Annotated in this window: 24 protein-coding genes; 13 read left to right on the top strand and 11 right to left on the bottom strand. The window is 67.4% G+C overall.

The features are described from left to right. The 10 genes from DFQ15_RS02355 (at position 1) to DFQ15_RS02310 (ending at position 3,680) form a co-directional block, all read left to right on the top strand. Positions 1 to 381, top strand: coding sequence for a hypothetical protein (locus DFQ15_RS02355; protein WP_233504232.1), 381 nt, complete (start codon positions 1 to 3; stop codon positions 379 to 381). Beyond that, the gene (locus tag DFQ15_RS02350; protein WP_110464414.1) at positions 368 to 778 is read left to right on the top strand and encodes a hypothetical protein; all 411 of its coding nucleotides are present in this window, start codon (positions 368 to 370) and stop codon (positions 776 to 778) included. Before DFQ15_RS02355 ends, DFQ15_RS02350 begins: the two co-directional genes overlap by 14 nt. Further along, positions 775 to 1,041 carry a hypothetical protein gene (locus DFQ15_RS02345; protein WP_110464413.1) on the top strand — a complete coding sequence of 89 codons (267 nt, stop codon included), beginning with the start codon at positions 775 to 777 and terminating at the stop codon, positions 1,039 to 1,041. The genes DFQ15_RS02350 and DFQ15_RS02345 overlap by 4 nt, the downstream gene beginning before the upstream one ends. Then, positions 1,038 to 1,889, top strand: a complete 852-nt coding sequence (locus DFQ15_RS02340) for a hypothetical protein (RefSeq protein WP_110464412.1) — start codon at positions 1,038 to 1,040, stop codon at positions 1,887 to 1,889. Before DFQ15_RS02345 ends, DFQ15_RS02340 begins: the two co-directional genes overlap by 4 nt. Continuing rightward, complete coding sequence (locus DFQ15_RS02335; protein WP_110464411.1) at positions 1,886 to 2,230, top strand: hypothetical protein; 345 nt, start codon at positions 1,886 to 1,888, stop codon at positions 2,228 to 2,230. The genes DFQ15_RS02340 and DFQ15_RS02335 overlap by 4 nt, the downstream gene beginning before the upstream one ends. Further along, positions 2,227 to 2,499, top strand: coding sequence for a hypothetical protein (locus DFQ15_RS02330; RefSeq protein WP_110464410.1), 273 nt, complete (start codon positions 2,227 to 2,229; stop codon positions 2,497 to 2,499). The genes DFQ15_RS02335 and DFQ15_RS02330 overlap by 4 nt, the downstream gene beginning before the upstream one ends. Positions 2,500 to 2,558: 59 nt before the next feature. Further along, positions 2,559 to 2,795, top strand: coding sequence for a YodC family protein (locus DFQ15_RS02325; protein WP_110464409.1), 237 nt, complete (start codon positions 2,559 to 2,561; stop codon positions 2,793 to 2,795). Then, on the top strand, positions 2,795 to 3,061 hold the full coding sequence (locus DFQ15_RS02320; protein ID WP_110464408.1) for a DUF6953 family protein: 267 nt from the start codon (positions 2,795 to 2,797) through the stop codon (positions 3,059 to 3,061). The genes DFQ15_RS02325 and DFQ15_RS02320 overlap by 1 nt, the downstream gene beginning before the upstream one ends. A 93-nt stretch (positions 3,062 to 3,154) precedes the next feature. Next, positions 3,155 to 3,334, top strand: a complete 180-nt coding sequence (locus tag DFQ15_RS02315) for a hypothetical protein (RefSeq protein WP_110464407.1) — start codon at positions 3,155 to 3,157, stop codon at positions 3,332 to 3,334. A 37-nt stretch (positions 3,335 to 3,371) separates the two neighbouring features. Next, entirely contained in the window at positions 3,372 to 3,680 is a 309-nt protein-coding gene (locus DFQ15_RS02310) for an XRE family transcriptional regulator (RefSeq protein ID WP_110464406.1), read from the top strand. A gap of 374 nt (positions 3,681 to 4,054) precedes the next feature. Here DFQ15_RS02310 and DFQ15_RS02305 read toward each other — a convergent pair whose 3' ends face one another. The 4 genes from DFQ15_RS02305 to DFQ15_RS02290 form a co-directional block, all read right to left on the bottom strand. Then, positions 4,055 to 4,282 (bottom strand): hypothetical protein, encoded by a 228-nt coding sequence (locus DFQ15_RS02305; RefSeq protein WP_110464405.1) that lies wholly within the window; start codon positions 4,280 to 4,282, stop codon positions 4,055 to 4,057. A gap of 7 nt (positions 4,283 to 4,289) precedes the next feature. Further along, entirely contained in the window at positions 4,290 to 4,802 is a 513-nt protein-coding gene (locus DFQ15_RS02300; protein ID WP_110464404.1) for a hypothetical protein, read from the bottom strand. 8 nt (positions 4,803 to 4,810) lie between these two features. After that, positions 4,811 to 5,011 (bottom strand): hypothetical protein, encoded by a 201-nt coding sequence (locus DFQ15_RS02295; RefSeq protein ID WP_146228623.1) that lies wholly within the window; start codon positions 5,009 to 5,011, stop codon positions 4,811 to 4,813. A 314-nt stretch (positions 5,012 to 5,325) separates the two neighbouring features. Continuing rightward, positions 5,326 to 5,700: a DUF7668 domain-containing protein gene (locus DFQ15_RS02290; protein ID WP_110464402.1), complete on the bottom strand. Its 375-nt coding sequence runs from the start codon at positions 5,698 to 5,700 to the stop codon at positions 5,326 to 5,328. A gap of 104 nt (positions 5,701 to 5,804) precedes the next feature. On the opposite strand from DFQ15_RS02290, the gene DFQ15_RS02285 reads away from it, so the two are divergent. Beyond that, positions 5,805 to 6,464 (top strand): SOS response-associated peptidase, encoded by a 660-nt coding sequence (locus DFQ15_RS02285; RefSeq protein ID WP_110464532.1) that lies wholly within the window; start codon positions 5,805 to 5,807, stop codon positions 6,462 to 6,464. Here DFQ15_RS02285 and DFQ15_RS02280 read toward each other — a convergent pair. Then, positions 6,461 to 7,231, bottom strand: a complete 771-nt coding sequence (locus tag DFQ15_RS02280) for a DNA/RNA non-specific endonuclease (RefSeq protein ID WP_233504231.1) — start codon at positions 7,229 to 7,231, stop codon at positions 6,461 to 6,463. The two genes, DFQ15_RS02285 and DFQ15_RS02280, sit on opposite strands and share 4 nt — an antisense overlap. Positions 7,232 to 7,813: 582 nt before the next feature. Here DFQ15_RS02280 and DFQ15_RS17355 point away from each other — a divergent pair. Continuing rightward, on the top strand, positions 7,814 to 7,978 hold the full coding sequence (locus DFQ15_RS17355; protein WP_158528994.1) for a hypothetical protein: 165 nt from the start codon (positions 7,814 to 7,816) through the stop codon (positions 7,976 to 7,978). A gap of 85 nt (positions 7,979 to 8,063) precedes the next feature. Here the strand turns inward: DFQ15_RS17355 and DFQ15_RS02275 are convergent, their stop codons facing one another. The 6 genes from DFQ15_RS02275 to DFQ15_RS02250 all read right to left on the bottom strand — a co-directional run bounded on the left by DFQ15_RS02275 (position 8,064) and on the right by DFQ15_RS02250 (position 13,267). After that, positions 8,064 to 8,318, bottom strand: coding sequence for a hypothetical protein (locus DFQ15_RS02275; RefSeq protein WP_110464400.1), 255 nt, complete (start codon positions 8,316 to 8,318; stop codon positions 8,064 to 8,066). Between the two features lie 178 nt (positions 8,319 to 8,496). Next, positions 8,497 to 8,862 (bottom strand): hypothetical protein, encoded by a 366-nt coding sequence (locus DFQ15_RS02270; protein WP_110464399.1) that lies wholly within the window; start codon positions 8,860 to 8,862, stop codon positions 8,497 to 8,499. Between the two features lie 111 nt (positions 8,863 to 8,973). Continuing rightward, positions 8,974 to 10,062 carry a phosphotransferase gene (locus DFQ15_RS02265; protein WP_110464398.1) on the bottom strand — a complete coding sequence of 363 codons (1,089 nt, stop codon included), beginning with the start codon at positions 10,060 to 10,062 and terminating at the stop codon, positions 8,974 to 8,976. Between the two features lie 28 nt (positions 10,063 to 10,090). After that, entirely contained in the window at positions 10,091 to 10,810 is a 720-nt protein-coding gene (locus DFQ15_RS02260; protein WP_110464397.1) for a Crp/Fnr family transcriptional regulator, read from the bottom strand. A 112-nt stretch (positions 10,811 to 10,922) separates the two neighbouring features. Further along, positions 10,923 to 11,696 carry an oxepin-CoA hydrolase, alternative type gene (locus DFQ15_RS02255; RefSeq protein ID WP_110464396.1) on the bottom strand — a complete coding sequence of 258 codons (774 nt, stop codon included), beginning with the start codon at positions 11,694 to 11,696 and terminating at the stop codon, positions 10,923 to 10,925. A 50-nt stretch (positions 11,697 to 11,746) separates the two neighbouring features. Then, positions 11,747 to 13,267, bottom strand: coding sequence for a 3-hydroxyacyl-CoA dehydrogenase (locus tag DFQ15_RS02250; protein WP_110464395.1), 1,521 nt, complete (start codon positions 13,265 to 13,267; stop codon positions 11,747 to 11,749). A gap of 69 nt (positions 13,268 to 13,336) precedes the next feature. Between DFQ15_RS02250 and DFQ15_RS02245 the strand changes: the two genes are divergently transcribed. Next, positions 13,337 to 15,529 (top strand): type IV pilus assembly protein FimV, encoded by a 2,193-nt coding sequence (locus tag DFQ15_RS02245; RefSeq protein WP_146228622.1) that lies wholly within the window; start codon positions 13,337 to 13,339, stop codon positions 15,527 to 15,529. Positions 15,530 to 15,637 lie beyond the last annotated feature (108 nt).

The raw sequence follows: 15,637 nt of genomic DNA, 5'->3' as shown, positions 1-15,637 counted from the left end.
GTGGATGTGCCGGAACTCAACGGCCTGCCCGGCGGCCCCATGGGTGCCATCGGCATGGCGATCGGCGCCATCGGCGGCGGCTTCATCTTCCTGCGGCAGTACCTCTCCCGCGGTGCTGCCGACCGGGCCGACGACGCCGGCCGCGTCTCTGCCATCAACGTCTACAAGGAACTGCTGGAGGCCGAGCGCGCCGCGCGCGCCCTGGCAGACAAGCGGGCCGACGACTTCGCCCGCGAGCGAAACGAGGCCATCACCATGATGGGTCAGCTGCAGGGCCAGCTGGCCGGCATGCAGCGGCAGCTGGAGCACGCGACCAGCGAGATCGCCAGCCTCGAAAACCGGGTGCGCGAACTGACGGAGCAAGTCCATGCAAAAACCTGACTATCGCAAATGGCGTGAGGTGGGCGAAGCCTGCATCCTGCTCGCCACCTTGCTGGCCAGCGGCGCCGGCCTCGGCTACTGGGCCGGCACCGAGCGCATGCGCGGCATGCTGATCGAGGACCGGCAGGACCACCTCGAAGAGCTGCAGCGCCTGCAGGACGCCAACCGCATGGCCTTGCAGGCCATCAGCGGCAGGCTGGCCCAGGCTGCGGGCTCGACCGCCGAGGCCGCCGGCGTGGCTGCCACTGCGGCAGAAACCGCCCAGGTGGCCGCCCAAACCGCCAGTAAGGCAGCCAAGGCCGCCGGCGTTCCGGCCGCAGCGATCGAGCAGGACCGCAAGGCCATCAACAGCGCTATAGGCAAGGCCAACGCCCGGATCGGGGAGGGCGCCCGATGAAGCGCGCCCACCTCTCCCTGACCGCCGGGGTGCTGCTGGCCGGCTGCGCATCGACGCCGCCGGCGGAACCGCCGGCCGACATCACCGCCCAGGCCTGCCAGGCCGCATCGGCCGACGTCCGCACGCTGGTGGAGATCCACGAACTGCAGCGGGCCTGCCCGCTGTTGCCCACCCTGCGCGCCGGCGCCAGCGCGCTGGAGCGCCGGGCCCACACCGAAACCATCGTGCGCATGTACGAAAACTGCGCGAGGAGCGGATCATGAATTGGTACGTCATCGCGGCCGCGGCAATCGCCGCGCTGCTCGCCATCTGGGTGCTGCCGCCCCTGGTGCTGCTGTGGTGCCTGCCAGTGCCCTTCGCCCACAAGGCCAAGGCCACCGCCAGCATGCTCGGCGCCTGGCTGCGGGGCGGCTGGGTCAAGGTCTTCGGCCTGTCGGCGTTCCTGGTGGTGCGGCACCTGGTGCGTGGCCTGCCGCGCACGGCCGAGGGCCTGGCCCGCTGGGACCGGGTCTACGGCAATAACTGGGGCATCAACGGCGACCAGCGGCCCTGGGCCACCTATGCCGACGTCACGCTCGGGAAGGTGCCGCTCGACCAAGTCGAGCTGGGCTACGACCTGACCGGCCTCGATCCCATGAGCCAGGCCGAGGGCATTCCGCTGCTGGTGCCCGTCGACCAGCAGACGCCGACCTACTACAGCGAGCAGCCGGCCCGGAGCGACGCGGCCCGCCGCACCTGGCTCGGATCGCGCAACCGCTGCACCAACCTGGCGACCCGCATGGGGGTGCCGTGGCCCACCGGACCGAAACAGGCCTGGGGCGACATCTGGTGCGACAGGTCGCGGCCGGGCTGGGCCCTGTTCGAGCAGGGCGGCCGCTACCACCTGGTCGCGGCCCTGCCGGTGCCCTGGGGCCGCATTCTGCCGGTGAACTGGGGCTATGCCCTCAACCTGACGCGCGATCGCTCCATGGCCCGCTGCACGGCCGAGCTGAAGCCGTTCGGGTTGTCGAAGCGGGCGGACGGGCCGACGGTCGACCAACGATTTTTCGCCCTGCCGCCTTCCAAGCGCGCGGAGATTGAGGCCATCGTGCTTCACGGGCGGTCGGCATGAGCCCGCTCGCCTACCTGGTGGCCGCCAGCATCGCCGCCAATGCCCTGCTGGGCTGGGCCTGGATCGACGCCCGGGACGCCCGCACCGTGGCCGAGCAGCAGCGCGACCAGGCGCGCGCCGATGCGACGGCCTCGAGCGATGCCGTCGAGGCTCTGGTCGACCTGGCGAAGGAACGCGCGGCGGCAGCCAAGCCGGTGCAGGCCGCCGCCCGCGCCGCGGCCGTGGCGGCCCAACAGCGCGCCACGCGGGAGATCTCTACGCCGGCGGCCGTCGCCGGCGACGACTACGCCAGCGCGCAGGCCCGCCTGCAGCGCTGGGAACAGGGGAGGGCGAAGCCATGAAGGTAGCGATCGTGATCGCCGCAGCGGGCGCGCTGGCCGGCTGCGGGACCGCACGCACGGTGCAGGTCAAGGTGCCGGTGCCAGTCGAGTGCCGCGTGCAGACGCCTGCACGGCCTGCGATGCCGCTCGATGCGCTGCGGCCGCCCTACGACGTCGATACCTGGGTGGCACACGCGATCGCCGAGGTCGATTTGCGGCAAGCCTATGAACAGGAGCTTGTCGTGGCTTTAAGCAGCTGCATCAGTCCAATCGCTCCAGTTACAGAATGAAGCTTTTTCGTAGCAGCGCTGATCGGCTGAAGTAGTATGGCTTTTTTAAAGGAGTTGCTATGCCTAAAGCTGCCGCCGGTACAGAAGAAAAATACGAAGTTGGAGATTTGGTCTCATTGAAATCTGGAGGGCCAGTCATGACCGTCACCAAAGTCCCTGAACCGCACGATCTTTGGTATCGCTGTCATTGGTTTGCTGGAAAAAAGCTAGACCACGGCAGCTTTAAGTATGAAGAACTGGTGCCTGCGCAGCTTCCGCCTGCTGTACCACCAGCGGTGGCGTCCAAGGCTGCGTAATGAGCCCGAACGATATTGCGACTTGGATGTTGGCAATGCTCGAGAGGGATGGTTGTATTTATCAGGACGACACTGTGGATCTGCTGGCTAGGGCAGGGGCGGATAGTTTGCTTCGCGAGAATGCAGACGGCAATGTCGTACTCGCGCGTTCAGTGTTGTTGGCGTTCAACACGCTGTCGGGGGAAAAAGTCGTTTGGGTTAGGCCGGATCGTTATTGGCGTTGGCGGGTCAACGAAGACGAGCCTGGCAGAGAGGCCAGCGGTTGATTTAAAAATGCTTGATGTATAGCACCAAAGGGGCTATCATTCCTTGCAGTGGTAGCGCAGCCCGCGCAGCCCAACACCCCGTAAGGAAGCATCATGGAAAAGACGATGGACATTTTGAAGACTGAAGCCGAGATCGGCAAGCTGATGGCCGAAACCATCAAGCTCAATGCCGAGGCCGCGAAGTTCAACCGCGAGCGCTACTGGTACCCGGTGGTGGTCACCGCCACCATCATCGGCGCCTCGGTCGCAGCGACCAAGCTCTTCCTCCACTAAGCACCACGGCCCGCAAGGGCCGTTTTCCTTTGCGATCATGATCTCCTACAGTGCGCCCACGCCCGACGACCTCCAGCGGTTGAAAGAGCAGCTCGGCTTTTCGGGCGAGCAGATGGCCGAGCTGGCCAGCGTTGCCGGCGGATCGCAGTGGCGCAAGTACACCGGCGGGGCCGAGCCGCGCGACGTCAACATCCACATGCTGTTCCTCATCGCAGCGCGTTTGACGTTGTCGCCCGATCAGCTGCGGGAGGTGGGCGAGAAGATGGAGGAGATTGGCGCGATTGTTGACACCGCGCGCCTCTCGGTGATGCCGGCCAGGCAGCGGCCCAATCTCAAGGCGCTGTAGATACGGCTGGTTGATTTGGGCTGAAGTACCATCCCGCTAGCCTTGGGAGGGCCTATGCAAAAGGTTTGTCGGGAGTGCGGAACAGTTGCCGAGCCGGTGACCGTTACCAAGGGGTCGCTTGGCGTAGAGGTGGTCCTGTGGATCTGCCTGCTTCTGCCTGGAATGCTTTACACCGCGTGGCGGCACAGTTCGCGGTATGACGGCTGCCGGGCTTGTAAGAGCCCGGCCCTTATACCGCTCGATTCGCCTGTAGGCCGCCAACTCGCGCCGCACGTAACGGACGCGGTGCGGTTCGATCGAGCCAGGCCTCCCAGCTCTGGAGCTGTCGCCTTCGGGCGCGGTCTTGGGCGCTTGGTCGCAAAGCTGCGTCGACGCTAGAACGGTGCGTTCGACCGCTCGACCGAGACCGGCCCTGGCCCTGCATAGACCAGCGCCAGCGTCTCCTTCACCCGCACCTGCCAGAGCGCGCCGCTCTCGCGCACCACGTAGGCATCGGGCGCCAGCGGCAGGGTGTTCGTGGTGCTCCACTGGAAGCGGTGGTGGCGCTGCATCGACGTCGGTGGTGCCGGCGTGTGCAGGAGGGTAGGGTGGTCGTCTTGCATGGCTACCTCAGAAAAGATTGATCTGGCCAGGCGACCGCGGTGCGGCCGGCGGTGCTTCGCGCGCAGCCTTGATTCGCGCGGCGGCTGCCAGCTCGTCCCGCCGCCGAACAATCTTGGCGCTGAACCATGCCTTGTGAGCGGTTCCGGTCGTCAGGGCGCCCAGGCCCTCGGACTGCAGCCGTGCGGCCGCGCCAGCCCACTTCCGCAGCAGCTCACGATCGGAGGGCTCCAGCTCTTCTAGCGGCACCTCTCGCGACTCTTCTGCGGCTCGCAGTGCGGCCAGCACATGGCGCGGCCCGCCGAGCAGCTGCTCGAAGGCGCGGCGGTACTGCCGGAGTGCTGCCGCAACCTCGCCGGCTTCGCGCTCGCCTCTGGCGTCGTAGCCTTGTAGGCGCACCTCGACGCACTCCCGTGCTACCTGGTCCTCGGCGTCCTCGGCCTGGTCGATCTGGTCGATGGGTCGGCCATTCCGCTCATGCGTTGCGGCACCGATACGGCTTAGCGTTTCCTCCATGCTCATTCGAAGCGTCACGGCGGCAACCCCCTGAGCATCTTGGTGCGGGACCAGTAGCCCTGCACGACCTCGGATTTTCGGCAAATCGACGCCACCAGCTCGCGCAGATCTGGTTCGGCGATGCCGACTGCCCACACCTGGGCGGTAGCGCTCGGGTGGCCGCCGACGTGGTAGTCCTGGCCCTCGATCAGCATGCCGCCCTCGATTCTTCGCACGCGGGCTCCGCAGAGCGTTGCCAACGCCCTGGTGCGCTCTTCTGGTCGTGCCAATACGGCATCAGTGCCAGGCTGACCCCACGGGTGCGGTCGATTGAACGCAAGCCATCCATGCCAGGGTGAGGCGTCCAGCACCTCGTCGACGGGCCGACGTGCGCCCATGTAGCGAAGGGGGTAGATGTAGCACAGCACTGTAAAAGCATACAGTGGTTGGTGCAGAATGGCGGCCGGACAGAATCGGCTTTACGCGCTGAGGCTGCCGCATATGCAGCGGGCCCACCGGCCGCCGTTCGGGGCGACGAGCGGTTGGTGCGCTACGGAGTGTGGACGATCTCGACGGTAAACCGCAGGCCGTCCGCGGTCTCGTCCATCGGGCCAGCCATCACCAGGTCGCTCGGCCCGCTTGTCGTCCAGAGATCCACCAGCACGATCCACCGGTCGGTGTACCACTCAGCGCTGGCACGCTCCCACGCTTCAGGCGGCAGCGGGGCGAGCCGTTCGCCCGTCAGCGCCACGATCGCGCGGATGTCGTCGGCCAGGTCTGCCGGGATAGGCTCCACGCCGACCACGCCGGCCACGCCTTGCACCAGGCCGAAGTCGCCGACGGCGAAGCGGTCTACCACCGCGGCGAGGATGGGCCGCCAGGCGGTCGGCACGGGCTGCGAGACGCCGTCCTCTGGGGTCGGCATTTGTGCGGCGGCAGGGTGATGCATGGCGGGCTCCCGGGGCGATGGAATGTCTGGTGCCGTGCGTCGCTTACAGCCGCTTGGCCCAGGGTGCTCAGAATAGCGCCATGTGCTCACACTACCGAACGCCCGAACAGGCGCTGTTCCTCGAACGCTGGTCAGTCGCGCCGCCCGCAGACTGGACGAAGACCGACTTGTGGCCCGGGTACGGCGGGCCGTTCTTGCGCCGGCCGAAGGCGGCCGATGCCTGCGACGAAGCCGTGGGGCCTCTGGAAGCCGTCACTGGCACGTTCGGCCTGCTGCCGTTCTGGGCGAAGGATAGCAGCCTGGCCAAGCGCACCTACAACGCCCGCAGCGAGACGGCTGCCGAGAAGCCCAGCTTCCGCGATGCGTGGAAGCGCGCACAGCACTGCATCATTCCGGCGGCGGCCATCTACGAGCCGGACTGGCGGTCGGGCAAGGCCGTGCCAACGCGGATTGAGCGGGCCGATGGCGTCGACCTGGGGATAGCCGGGATTTGGGAGTGGAACTCGGCGCTCAACACGCACAGCATGACCATGCTGACGGTGAACGCTGACGACCACGTGCTCATGCGCAACTACCACAAGCCCGGCGACGAAAAGCGGATGGTGGTGATCCTGCTGCGAGGGCTCTACAGCGACTGGCTCGACGCGCCGGCCGGCATAAGCATGGAGTTCATGCGGCAATTTCCGGCCGATAGGCTGGTCGCGACCGCAGAGCCGCGACAGCCCAAGGTGACGGATTAAAGCGCTGGCTGGTCGCCCAACAGCTGCGGCCCACCTTGCCTGATGAACTGTGCATAGTCGATCGGCTTCAAGCTGTGGGGGCCAGCGTCGTTGCTCATCCAGTACGCCCAAGAGCGTCCCTCGGCCGGCACGTGCACCAGCTTCCAGGTTGCGGCCGGCACCCACACCTTGCCTGGGCCAATAGTGGCTGGACGCGCTCCGTAGTTCGGCCCGGTGAAAACGTACACGTCACCTGAAGCCCTAGCTGCATATTTCCGCGTGGCCTGCTCGATCTGGTTCCATGCCTTCTGATTCAACGCGGGCGCCTGCGGCACCATGTTGGCCAGGCTGAAGCTCTGCGCCTTTGCTTCCGCCGTCGGCATGTCGCCGGCCGGGGCCATGTGGCCGCGGTCGTAGCCGGAGCCGGCATAGTCCGCGAGCTGGGCGCGGTAGGCGGCCGGCAATCGTGCTTCGGGGTAGAACCGGTCGTTGCGCGGGATCCCTTGGGCGGACATCAAACTGCTACGGGTCAGGCGTTCGACCGTGTAGATGGGTGTCTTGCTTTCGCCCGAGTACAGCACGGCAAAGGCGTCGAAGCAGAGTTCGCGCTGGGAGCCCGGTGCGGCCACTGCGGGCGGCGCTGCTGGGAAATGCTGCGGGCAGGCTGCGAAGCCTGAAGCGCCGGGCTGTGAGGCCTGACGTTCCGCAGCGATTGGCGTGCCCCGCTGCGCGATCGACGGCGAACTGCTGCAGCCTATCGCGGCTAGACCTGTGGCGAACGACAGCACGAAAGCGTGTAAACCGGACCTTAGTCCAGATGAGGACGGGCGACGGGAGGTCGCCGCTCGGCCCCGCAATTTGCTCTTTTTAGACATCACGCAAAGCTTACCGCCATGCTCAACGCAGCATGGAGTTCATGTGGCAGCTTCCGGCCGATCGGCTAGTAGCGACTGCAGAACCTCGAACACCGAGGTCGACGGGATAGAGCAGGGCTCACGACCATAAAAGAGCCCAACTGTGAGCGCCGTTGTCCTACGGGCTGCTGAGCCGATTCGACTGTGCAAACCGCTCCGCAAAGCCTATGGTTAGCACCAAAGAATGCGGCTCGGAACACTGTTCATTCATACAGTTTTGCGGAGCGCAAACCGACGGCAAACCCTTACGAATCCTCGCTAGTTTGGAGAGCTTAGAAGGCTGATGCTCTATCCAACTGAGCTACGGGCAGCGAGTGCGGTCGCCGGCGTGTGGACTTTTGCAAAAGCACGCACCAGAATGAAATTTCGACTTCCCGGCGATCATACCGTTGCCGATACTGGCTGACGGCTGAGCGTATGTGTCTGCTTCCGGCTTTTCCATTCCAAGGAGCTTCCATGGCCACCAATCCAGAATTCCCGAACATCGAAGACATCCCCGAGGAAGATTCCATCGACGATATGGATATTCCGCGCCCGGGCGAAGGCTTGATCGAGCCGAGCAACGTGCCGCTCGACGAAGAAGTCGAACGGATAATCCAGCCGGAACCCGTGGGCGAATAGGCCGCAGGCCAAAAACGGAGAAGGGGACGAATCATCGATTCGCCCCCTTCTCGGTTTTCGGTTGGCGACGGTGGGTCTGCGGAGATCAGCGTCCCAGCCGTCCCAACAGGTAGCCCACCGACAAGGCCAGCGTCACCGCGGCGATCGGGTTTTCGCGAATCGTGCTGCGGGGCATGTCGGCGATTTCCTCGCACAGGTTGCTCAGGCGATTGCAGCCTTCCTGTGCGGATTGCGCCGCGCGGTCGACCGTCTCGTAGGCCTTGTTGGCCGCACGCCCCACGACACCGTCTGGATCGACGTCGTCGGGAAGGTTGTGGTCGCCGTTGCTGGAAGTAATCATGGATATCTCCGGTCAGTGGAAGGATCGCAGCGCGCTGCAACGTAAGACGCCAATCTAGCGAAGGGTCGCCTAGCAGCGCCCACCCCACGCGCCGCGAGCCCGTGTAGGACAAAACCCGCCGGCAGCGGGGCTCGGACAGCGGCCACCGGTCTGACCGGTGCGGCTCGGCGATACCCGATCAGTTCGCAGGTACGCGGGGCTGGCCGACGCCGTTCAGGCCCTGGTCGCGTGGTGCGGGCGGTAGCTTGTCGCCGATCCGCTCGCCGGTGCGGCGCACGGCGCCGCCGGCACGCTCCGCCACGTTCTCGGTGCCGTTGACGACCTTCTTGGCGCCGCGCTTGGTGGCGTTGCCTGCACGGCGGGCGGTGCGCTTGGTTCTTTCCACTGCGCGCTTGCCGGCACCCGGTTGGGTCGACCCAGGCGACACGGCGGTTTCGGCAGGCGGCACGGTCGCCGTTTGGGCGTGGGCGGTGAACCCGAAAGCCAGGGTGGCCAGCAGCAGTGCGGCGGGCAGTGGGCGCAAGGAGTTGCGTGTCGTTTTCATGGCGATTCCTGTTGGATTGAACACGTCGCCAGTATCTGGCAAAGCCCCTCGGTATTCGATAGGCACCCATCAGACTGTTACAGAAATCGCATGGCCGTCGACCCGGACAGGTCAAGCCTTCTGCGCGAAACGCCAAGCCAACTCGGCCATCGGCCGTGCGCCGGCGCCCGAGGCGACGGCCTGCGCGCTGGACGCGGTGCCGGTCTCCACCCGCTTGGCGATGCCCTGCAGGATCGCCGCGATGCGGAACATGTTGTAGGCGATGTAGAAGTTCCAGTCCGGCGCCAATTCGGCCGGCGTCGCGAAGCCTGCGCGTTCGCAGTAGCGGGCGATGTAGTCGGCCTCGGAAGGGATGCCGAGCGCCGCGATATCGACGCCGCCGATGCCGCGCAACGAGCCCTGCGGAATGTGCCAGGCCATGCAGTGGTAGCTGAGGTCGGCCAGCGGATGGCCGAGCGTCGACAGTTCCCAGTCGAGCACTGCGAGCACCTTCGGCTCGGTGGGGTGGAGCATCAGGTTGTCGAGTCGGTAGTCGCCGTGGACCACGCGGGTATGGCGCTCGTCGCGGGCGCTGGCCGGCATGTGCGCCGGCAGCCATTCCATCAGTCGGTCCATCTCCGGGATCGGCACGGTGACCGAGGCCTGGTACTGGCGGCTCCAGCGGGCGATCTGGCGCGCGAAGTAGTTGCCCGGCTTGCCGTAGGCCTCCAGTCCGCAGGCCCGGTGGTCGACGGTGTGCAGCGCCGCGATGACCCGGTTCATTTCTTCGTAGAGGGCAGCCCGCTCGGCATTCGACATGCCGGGCAGGGTCTGGTCCCAGAGCACCCGGCCTTGCATGAACTCCATGACGTAGAAGGCGCGGCCGATGACCGACTCGTCCTCGCACAGCACGTGCATCCGGGGCACCGGCACGGCGGTGTCGCGCAGGCCCCGCATCACGGTGAATTCGCGCTCGATCGCATGGGCCGACGGCAGCAGCTTGCCCATCGGGCCGGGCTTCGAGCGCAGCACGTACGCGGTCGACGGCGTGACCAGCTTGTAGGTGGGGTTGGACTGGCCGCCCTTGAACATCTCCACCGACAAAGGTCCTTCGAAGCCCTCGATACGGGTGGAGAGCCATGCCTCCAGTGCGGGCACGTCGATCACGTGCTGGTCGGACACCGGGCGGGTGACTTCGAAGTGGCTGTAGCTGGTGGTCATGGGGCCTTGGTCGATCGAGGGGCCCGGGTCAGTGGTCTGCGTCGCCGATGCTGCGCAGCGCCTGTCGGTCGCGCACCACCAGACCGGCGGTTTCGATGCGGATCACGTCCTCGCGCTCCATCGTCTTCAATTCCTGGTTCACGCGCTGGCGCGAGGCACCCAGGAGCTGGGCCAGTTCTTCCTGTGCCAGGTGGAGCGAGATGCGGATCTCGTTGTTGTCGCCCAGGCTCGGCACGCCGTAGCTGCGGGCCAGGTGCCCCAGCTGCTTGGCCAGCCGCGCCCGCAGAGGCAGGGTGTTGAGGTCTTCCACCAGCCCGAACAGCGTGCGGATGCGGCGGGCGTGCAGACGCAGCAGCGCCTCGTACAGCTCGACGTGGGCCGACAGGATATCGCGGAAGTCGGCCCGCGCCACGCAAAGGGTGGTGGTGTCGCCGTGAGCGTAGCAGTCGTGGGTTCGCTTCTCGCCGTCGAAGAAGGCCACGTCTCCGAACCAGATGCCCGGCTCCACATAGGTGAGGGTGATCTGCTTGCCCGATACCGAGGTGGAGCTGACGCGCACCGCGCCGCGGGCGCAGGCCACCCACTCTTGCGGGGAGTCGCCCCGGGCCGCCAGCAGGTCGCCGTCCTTGTAGCGTTTGACGTACGCGCATCTGAGGATGTCGTGGCGCAGGGAGGGCGACAAGGAAGAAAACCAGCGACCGGAGTTGATCGCCTCGCGTTCTTCGATGGTGAGAATCGGTTCGTCCATGGTCTGCCGTGTGGGTGACGGGGGGCTCCTGCAAAGGCCGAATCGCCTGACTGCGGAATGCTATTGAATTAATAGCTAGAAGTCGGCGTCCTGCGCCGGCTGCCGCCACTTTTCATTCGTAATCGGGCCGTGTATTGCCGAGAAAGGCGCCGATGCCGATGCCGGCGTTGGCGTGGTGCAGGTTCAGCACGAACTGGTCGCGCTCCCTGGCCAGATGCGGGCCGAGCGGGTGGTCCATCGCGCCGCTCAGCAGTTCTTTGACGCTGGCGAGCGCGTTGGGCGCGCGCTGGTTCAGCTGCTCGGCCAGGGTCAGCGCCTCCTCCAGCGCGCCGCCCGGCGCGCAGACCCGGTTGACGATGCCGAAGTGCCGCAGCCGCTCGGCGTCGATCCGCTGGCCCAGCATGATCAGTTCGCTGGCCAGCTGGCGGGGCAGGAAGCGCGCCAGCTGCCACGAGCCTCCGCCGTCGGGCGAGAGCGCCACGCCGGTGTGCGACATCGCGAAGACGCTATTGCTGGCGGCCACGATGAAGTCGCAGCCCAGCGCCAGCGAGAAGCCGGCACCGGCCGCAGCGCCTTCCACCGCCGCGATCACGGGACAGGGGAACGAGCGGATTTCCTCCAGCCACAGGTGGAGCGCGTCGATGCTCTGCGCCTGCACTTCGGGTGGTTGCTGGCGGTTGTTCTGCAGGCGCTGCAGGTCGCCGCCGGCGGAGAAGGAGCCACCCGATCCCGCGATGACGACCGAGCGCACTTCGGGCCCGGCGGCATTGAGTGCTTCGATGCCCGCGGCGTACATCGCGGGGCCGAGCGCGTTGCGCTGGTCGGGGTTGTGCAGCGTGAGCACCATGGTGGCACCATGGCTGCTGGTCTTTAGCTCGGCGGGCATGCGGGCCTTTGTCGTGGGATGCGGTGGGCGGCGGCGGGTGGGCGCGCCGTCTAGTCTTCTGTATGCAGCAGGCTCAGGCCGATCGCGCCGCGGCGGCGCAGCCACGGGCTCGGACGGTAGCGCGGATCGCCGTAGACCGTCTGCAGGTTGAACAGCACCTCCAGGACATTGGTCGGTCCGAGCAGGTTGCCCAACGCCAGGGGCCCGGTCGGGTATCCCAGGCCCAGCGTCACCGCGGTATCGAGGTCCTGCGGCGTGCACACGCCTTGCTGGCACATGTCGGAGGCGATGTTGACGATCGTCGCGACCACCCGCTGCGTCACGAAGCCGCCGCTGTCGCGCACCACGCTGACCGGCTTGCCGTCGCGGGCGAACAAGGCATGGGCGGCGTCGCGCATGTCGCGGCGGGTGGCGGGATTGACCGCCAGCACCCGGCGCCGCGTGGCGGCATCGGCGAACAGCAGGTCGATGCCGACGGTGCGTGCCGGATCGAGCCGCTCGACCACCGCCACGGTGGTGATGTCGAAGCCGAGCGGCGCCACGATCGTCAGAGCGTTCGACGAAGGGGCGGCACCTGTCTCGACCGTCGCGCCCAGGTCCCTGAGCGACTGCAGCAGCTCGGCGCGGCGCGCGGCGCGCGGCGACACCCACACGGGCGGTACCGTCTCGACCACCGGCACCGGTGGTTCGGCCGGCAGGTCCGCCTTGCCATCCGCGTAGCGATAGAAGCCTTCGCCGGTCTTGCGGCCCAGCATGTTGCCGGCCAGGCGCTGGGCGGTGATCGCACTGGGCCGGTAGCGCGGCTCCTGGTGGTACTGGTGGTAGATCGATTCCATGACCGGGTGCGAAATGTCCAGTCCGGTCAAGTCCATCAGTTCGAACGGTCCCAGTCTGAAGCCGACCTGGTCGCGCAGAATGCGGTCGATGGTGGCGACATCGGTGATATTCTCCCCGAGGATGCGCAGCGCTTCGGTGCCGTATCCCCGGCCGGCGTGGTTGACGATGAATCCCGGCGTATCCTGCGCGTGCACCGCCGTGTGGCCCATCTGCGCGACGTAGGCCTGGAGGGCGTCGCAGATGGCCGGCGCGGTGCGCAGGCCGGCGATCACCTCGACCACCTTCATCAGCGGTACCGGATTGAAGAAGTGCAGCCCCGCGCAGCGCTCGGGATGCCGCAGCGGTGCGGCGATCGCGGTGACCGACAACGACGAGGTGTTGGTCGCCAGCACCGTGGTGGTCGGGACTATGTCTTCCAGCGCGGTGAACAGCTGGCGCTTGGCATCGAGTTGCTCGACGATCGCCTCGACGACCAGTGTGGTGGACGACAGGGCGTGCAGGGATTCGGCCATCGACAGCCGGCCGGCATGGTCCGCAGCGGCTTCGGCGGTCAGGTGGCCTTTTCGGGCCATGCGGTCCCATTGGGCACGGATCGCTTCGACGGCTTGTTCGGCGGCGCCCGGCTGCCGGTCGAACACCAGGACGGTGCTGCCGGTCTGCGCGGCCATCTGTGCGATACCGCGCCCCATGGCACCTGCGCCGATCACGGCGGTGGTGGGATAAACCTTGTGCATGGGGTAATTATCACGCCGCGTATTCTTGAGGCCGTATGACAGAATCGAGCGACATGGAGAAGACCGCGCGTGACAAGCAGTAAAACCGCTTTCGGCATCGCCTTGCTGGCCGCGGCCTCGGCGGGCCATGCGCTTTCGCTGGGATCGCCGCAGGGCGCCGCCGTCGTCGGCCATCCGCTCCAGCTGACATTCGACCTGACGCTGGACGGCCCGTCCGACGGTGGTTCAAGCTGCGCCCATGCCGAACTGTTCTACGGCGAGACGCGGGTCGATCCGTCGCGGGTCCAGATCGCCACCCTGCCGGGCGCGCAGCCGTCGCAGGTGCGCATCCAGCTGGCGTCGGCCATCGCGGTGAACGAGCCGGTCGTGTCGGTCAACCTGCGGGCAGGCTGCGGGCAGGGCCTGGCGCGCCGCTACGTGCTGCTCGCATCCCCGCCCACCGCACAGGCCGATCCGGCGCCGGCCATCGTGCTGCCGGGGCGCCCGGTGGCGGAGCCGCCGCGCCGCGGCGACGGCACCGCGCTGCCGCCGATCGCATCGGCCGACAAGGGTTCCGCCAGCCGTACGCCGCCGCCGTCCGCATCCGGCCGGAGCGCTCCGGCGGCCAGCACTGCCCGGCCCGCCGCCGCATCCCGACCGACCGCACCGCGCCGGCCCGACGCCGCGCCGGCCCGCAAGGCCCCGGCACCGGGCGTGCCGCGGCTCGAACTCCAGTCGCCGACCGAGTGGCTCGAAGAGCACGACCTTCCGCTGCGGCCGTCTTTCGACATGATCGCCCCGGCCGCCACGGTGACGCCCGAACAGCGCGCGATGGCCGCAGCCGCCTGGCGCCGCCTGTTCGCGGAAGCCTCGCCGGAGACGACCGCCCCGGCCGAAGCCGAGCAGAACCGCAACGCGCAGACCCTGCAGGACCAGGTGAAGACGCTGCAAGACAATGCGGCACGTGACCGGGCCCGAGAGGCCGAATGGCAGGCCCGCGTCGACGAAGCCGAACGCGAACGCCAGCACTACCTGTGGGGCGCCCTCGGTGCGCTGGCGCTGCTGGTGGCGGCGCTCGTCTTCTTTCTGTTCGGCCGCGGTGGCAATCGGGATGCGTCCGGCGCCGTCTGGTGGCGGCCGCGCCAGCCGGAGGGGTCTGCGCCGGTCGCGCCGTTTTTCCAGGACTCCGTGCTGGAACCGATTCCTGTCGTGGCACCGCCCGCCCCGGTGGCTCGCCCGGCCGCCGCGCCGGTGGCCCGTGCGCCGCAGGACCTGCCGCAGCGGGCCGCGCCGGTCGCACCGGCGCCTGCGGCCGCTTCCGTGGTCGCGGCGGAGATCGTGCCTGCGCAGCCGATATTCGACGCGGCACCCGCCGCGACCGGCTCCAGCTCCGCGGCGGCGGCGGCCGCCGCGCACGGGCTGCGCCAGCTCGACACCGATGCCTTGCTCGACGTGCAGCAGAACGCCGAGTTCTATGTGTCCCTCGGCCAGTACGAGCAGGCGATCGCGCTGCTGGAAAGCTACATCGCCGCGCATCCTGGCGTGAACCCGGCGGTCTATCTGGACCTGCTGAAGATCTTGCACACGCTGAGCCTGACCGATGCCTATCGGAAACTGCGGGACGAGTTCAACGCCAGCTTCAACGCCGACGTGCCGGTTTTCGCCGGTTTTCTCAAGAGCCGCCGCCGGCTCGAAGAGTATCCGGAGGCCCTGGCACGCATCGAGGTGCATTGGGAGCACGAAGACATCCTGGACGTGCTGGAGGACTACCTGTTCCGCAAGCCGGGCCACTTGCCCGCCGCGCCCTTCGAGCTGGAGGCCTACCGCGAACTCCTGCTGCTGCATGCGGTGGCGCGCATTGCGATCCAGCGGGATCCGACCTCGCGCCAGGGCGGTAAGGCACGAGGTGCGTCGGTGGTGACCGGCGGCGCCGGTGCGGCGGCCTCGGGCGTATCGAGCGCGGGTATCTCCGCGGCGTCCCTGGAATCCGAGTTGGCTCCTGCGTCACCACCCGACACCCCGCCGTCCGACGCCCTGAACGACTACCGCCCGAGCTTCTCGTTGGAAGAGTTGCGCAAGGACCAGGACGTCGAAGGCATCGGTCTGGAGCCGCTCATCGGCTTCGACATGCCGGCGGAGCCACCCTCCGCCCCGGACGCGCGTGCCGCTGCGGTACCTGCCGGCTTCGGGCCGGCGCCACGGACCGACGACAACCTGATCGACTTCGATCTGCTGGACCTGGAAGCGCTCGACAAGGGCAGGGCGCCCGAGTCCGACAGTTGACGTTCGCGGTCGGACTGCCATAGCCGCCACAACCGCGGCCGCCTTCGCGCGAGAGCTTCTGTGTGGAACGATGCGATGGCGCTGTCCGGCAGAAGGAAGGCGCCCTGT

Source organism: Xylophilus ampelinus, assembly GCF_003217575.1.
GTDB lineage: Bacteria > Pseudomonadota > Gammaproteobacteria > Burkholderiales > Burkholderiaceae_C > Xylophilus > Xylophilus ampelinus.
The sequence above is the reverse complement of the archived record's forward strand: the minus strand, read 5'-3'. Positions and strand labels throughout refer to the sequence as shown.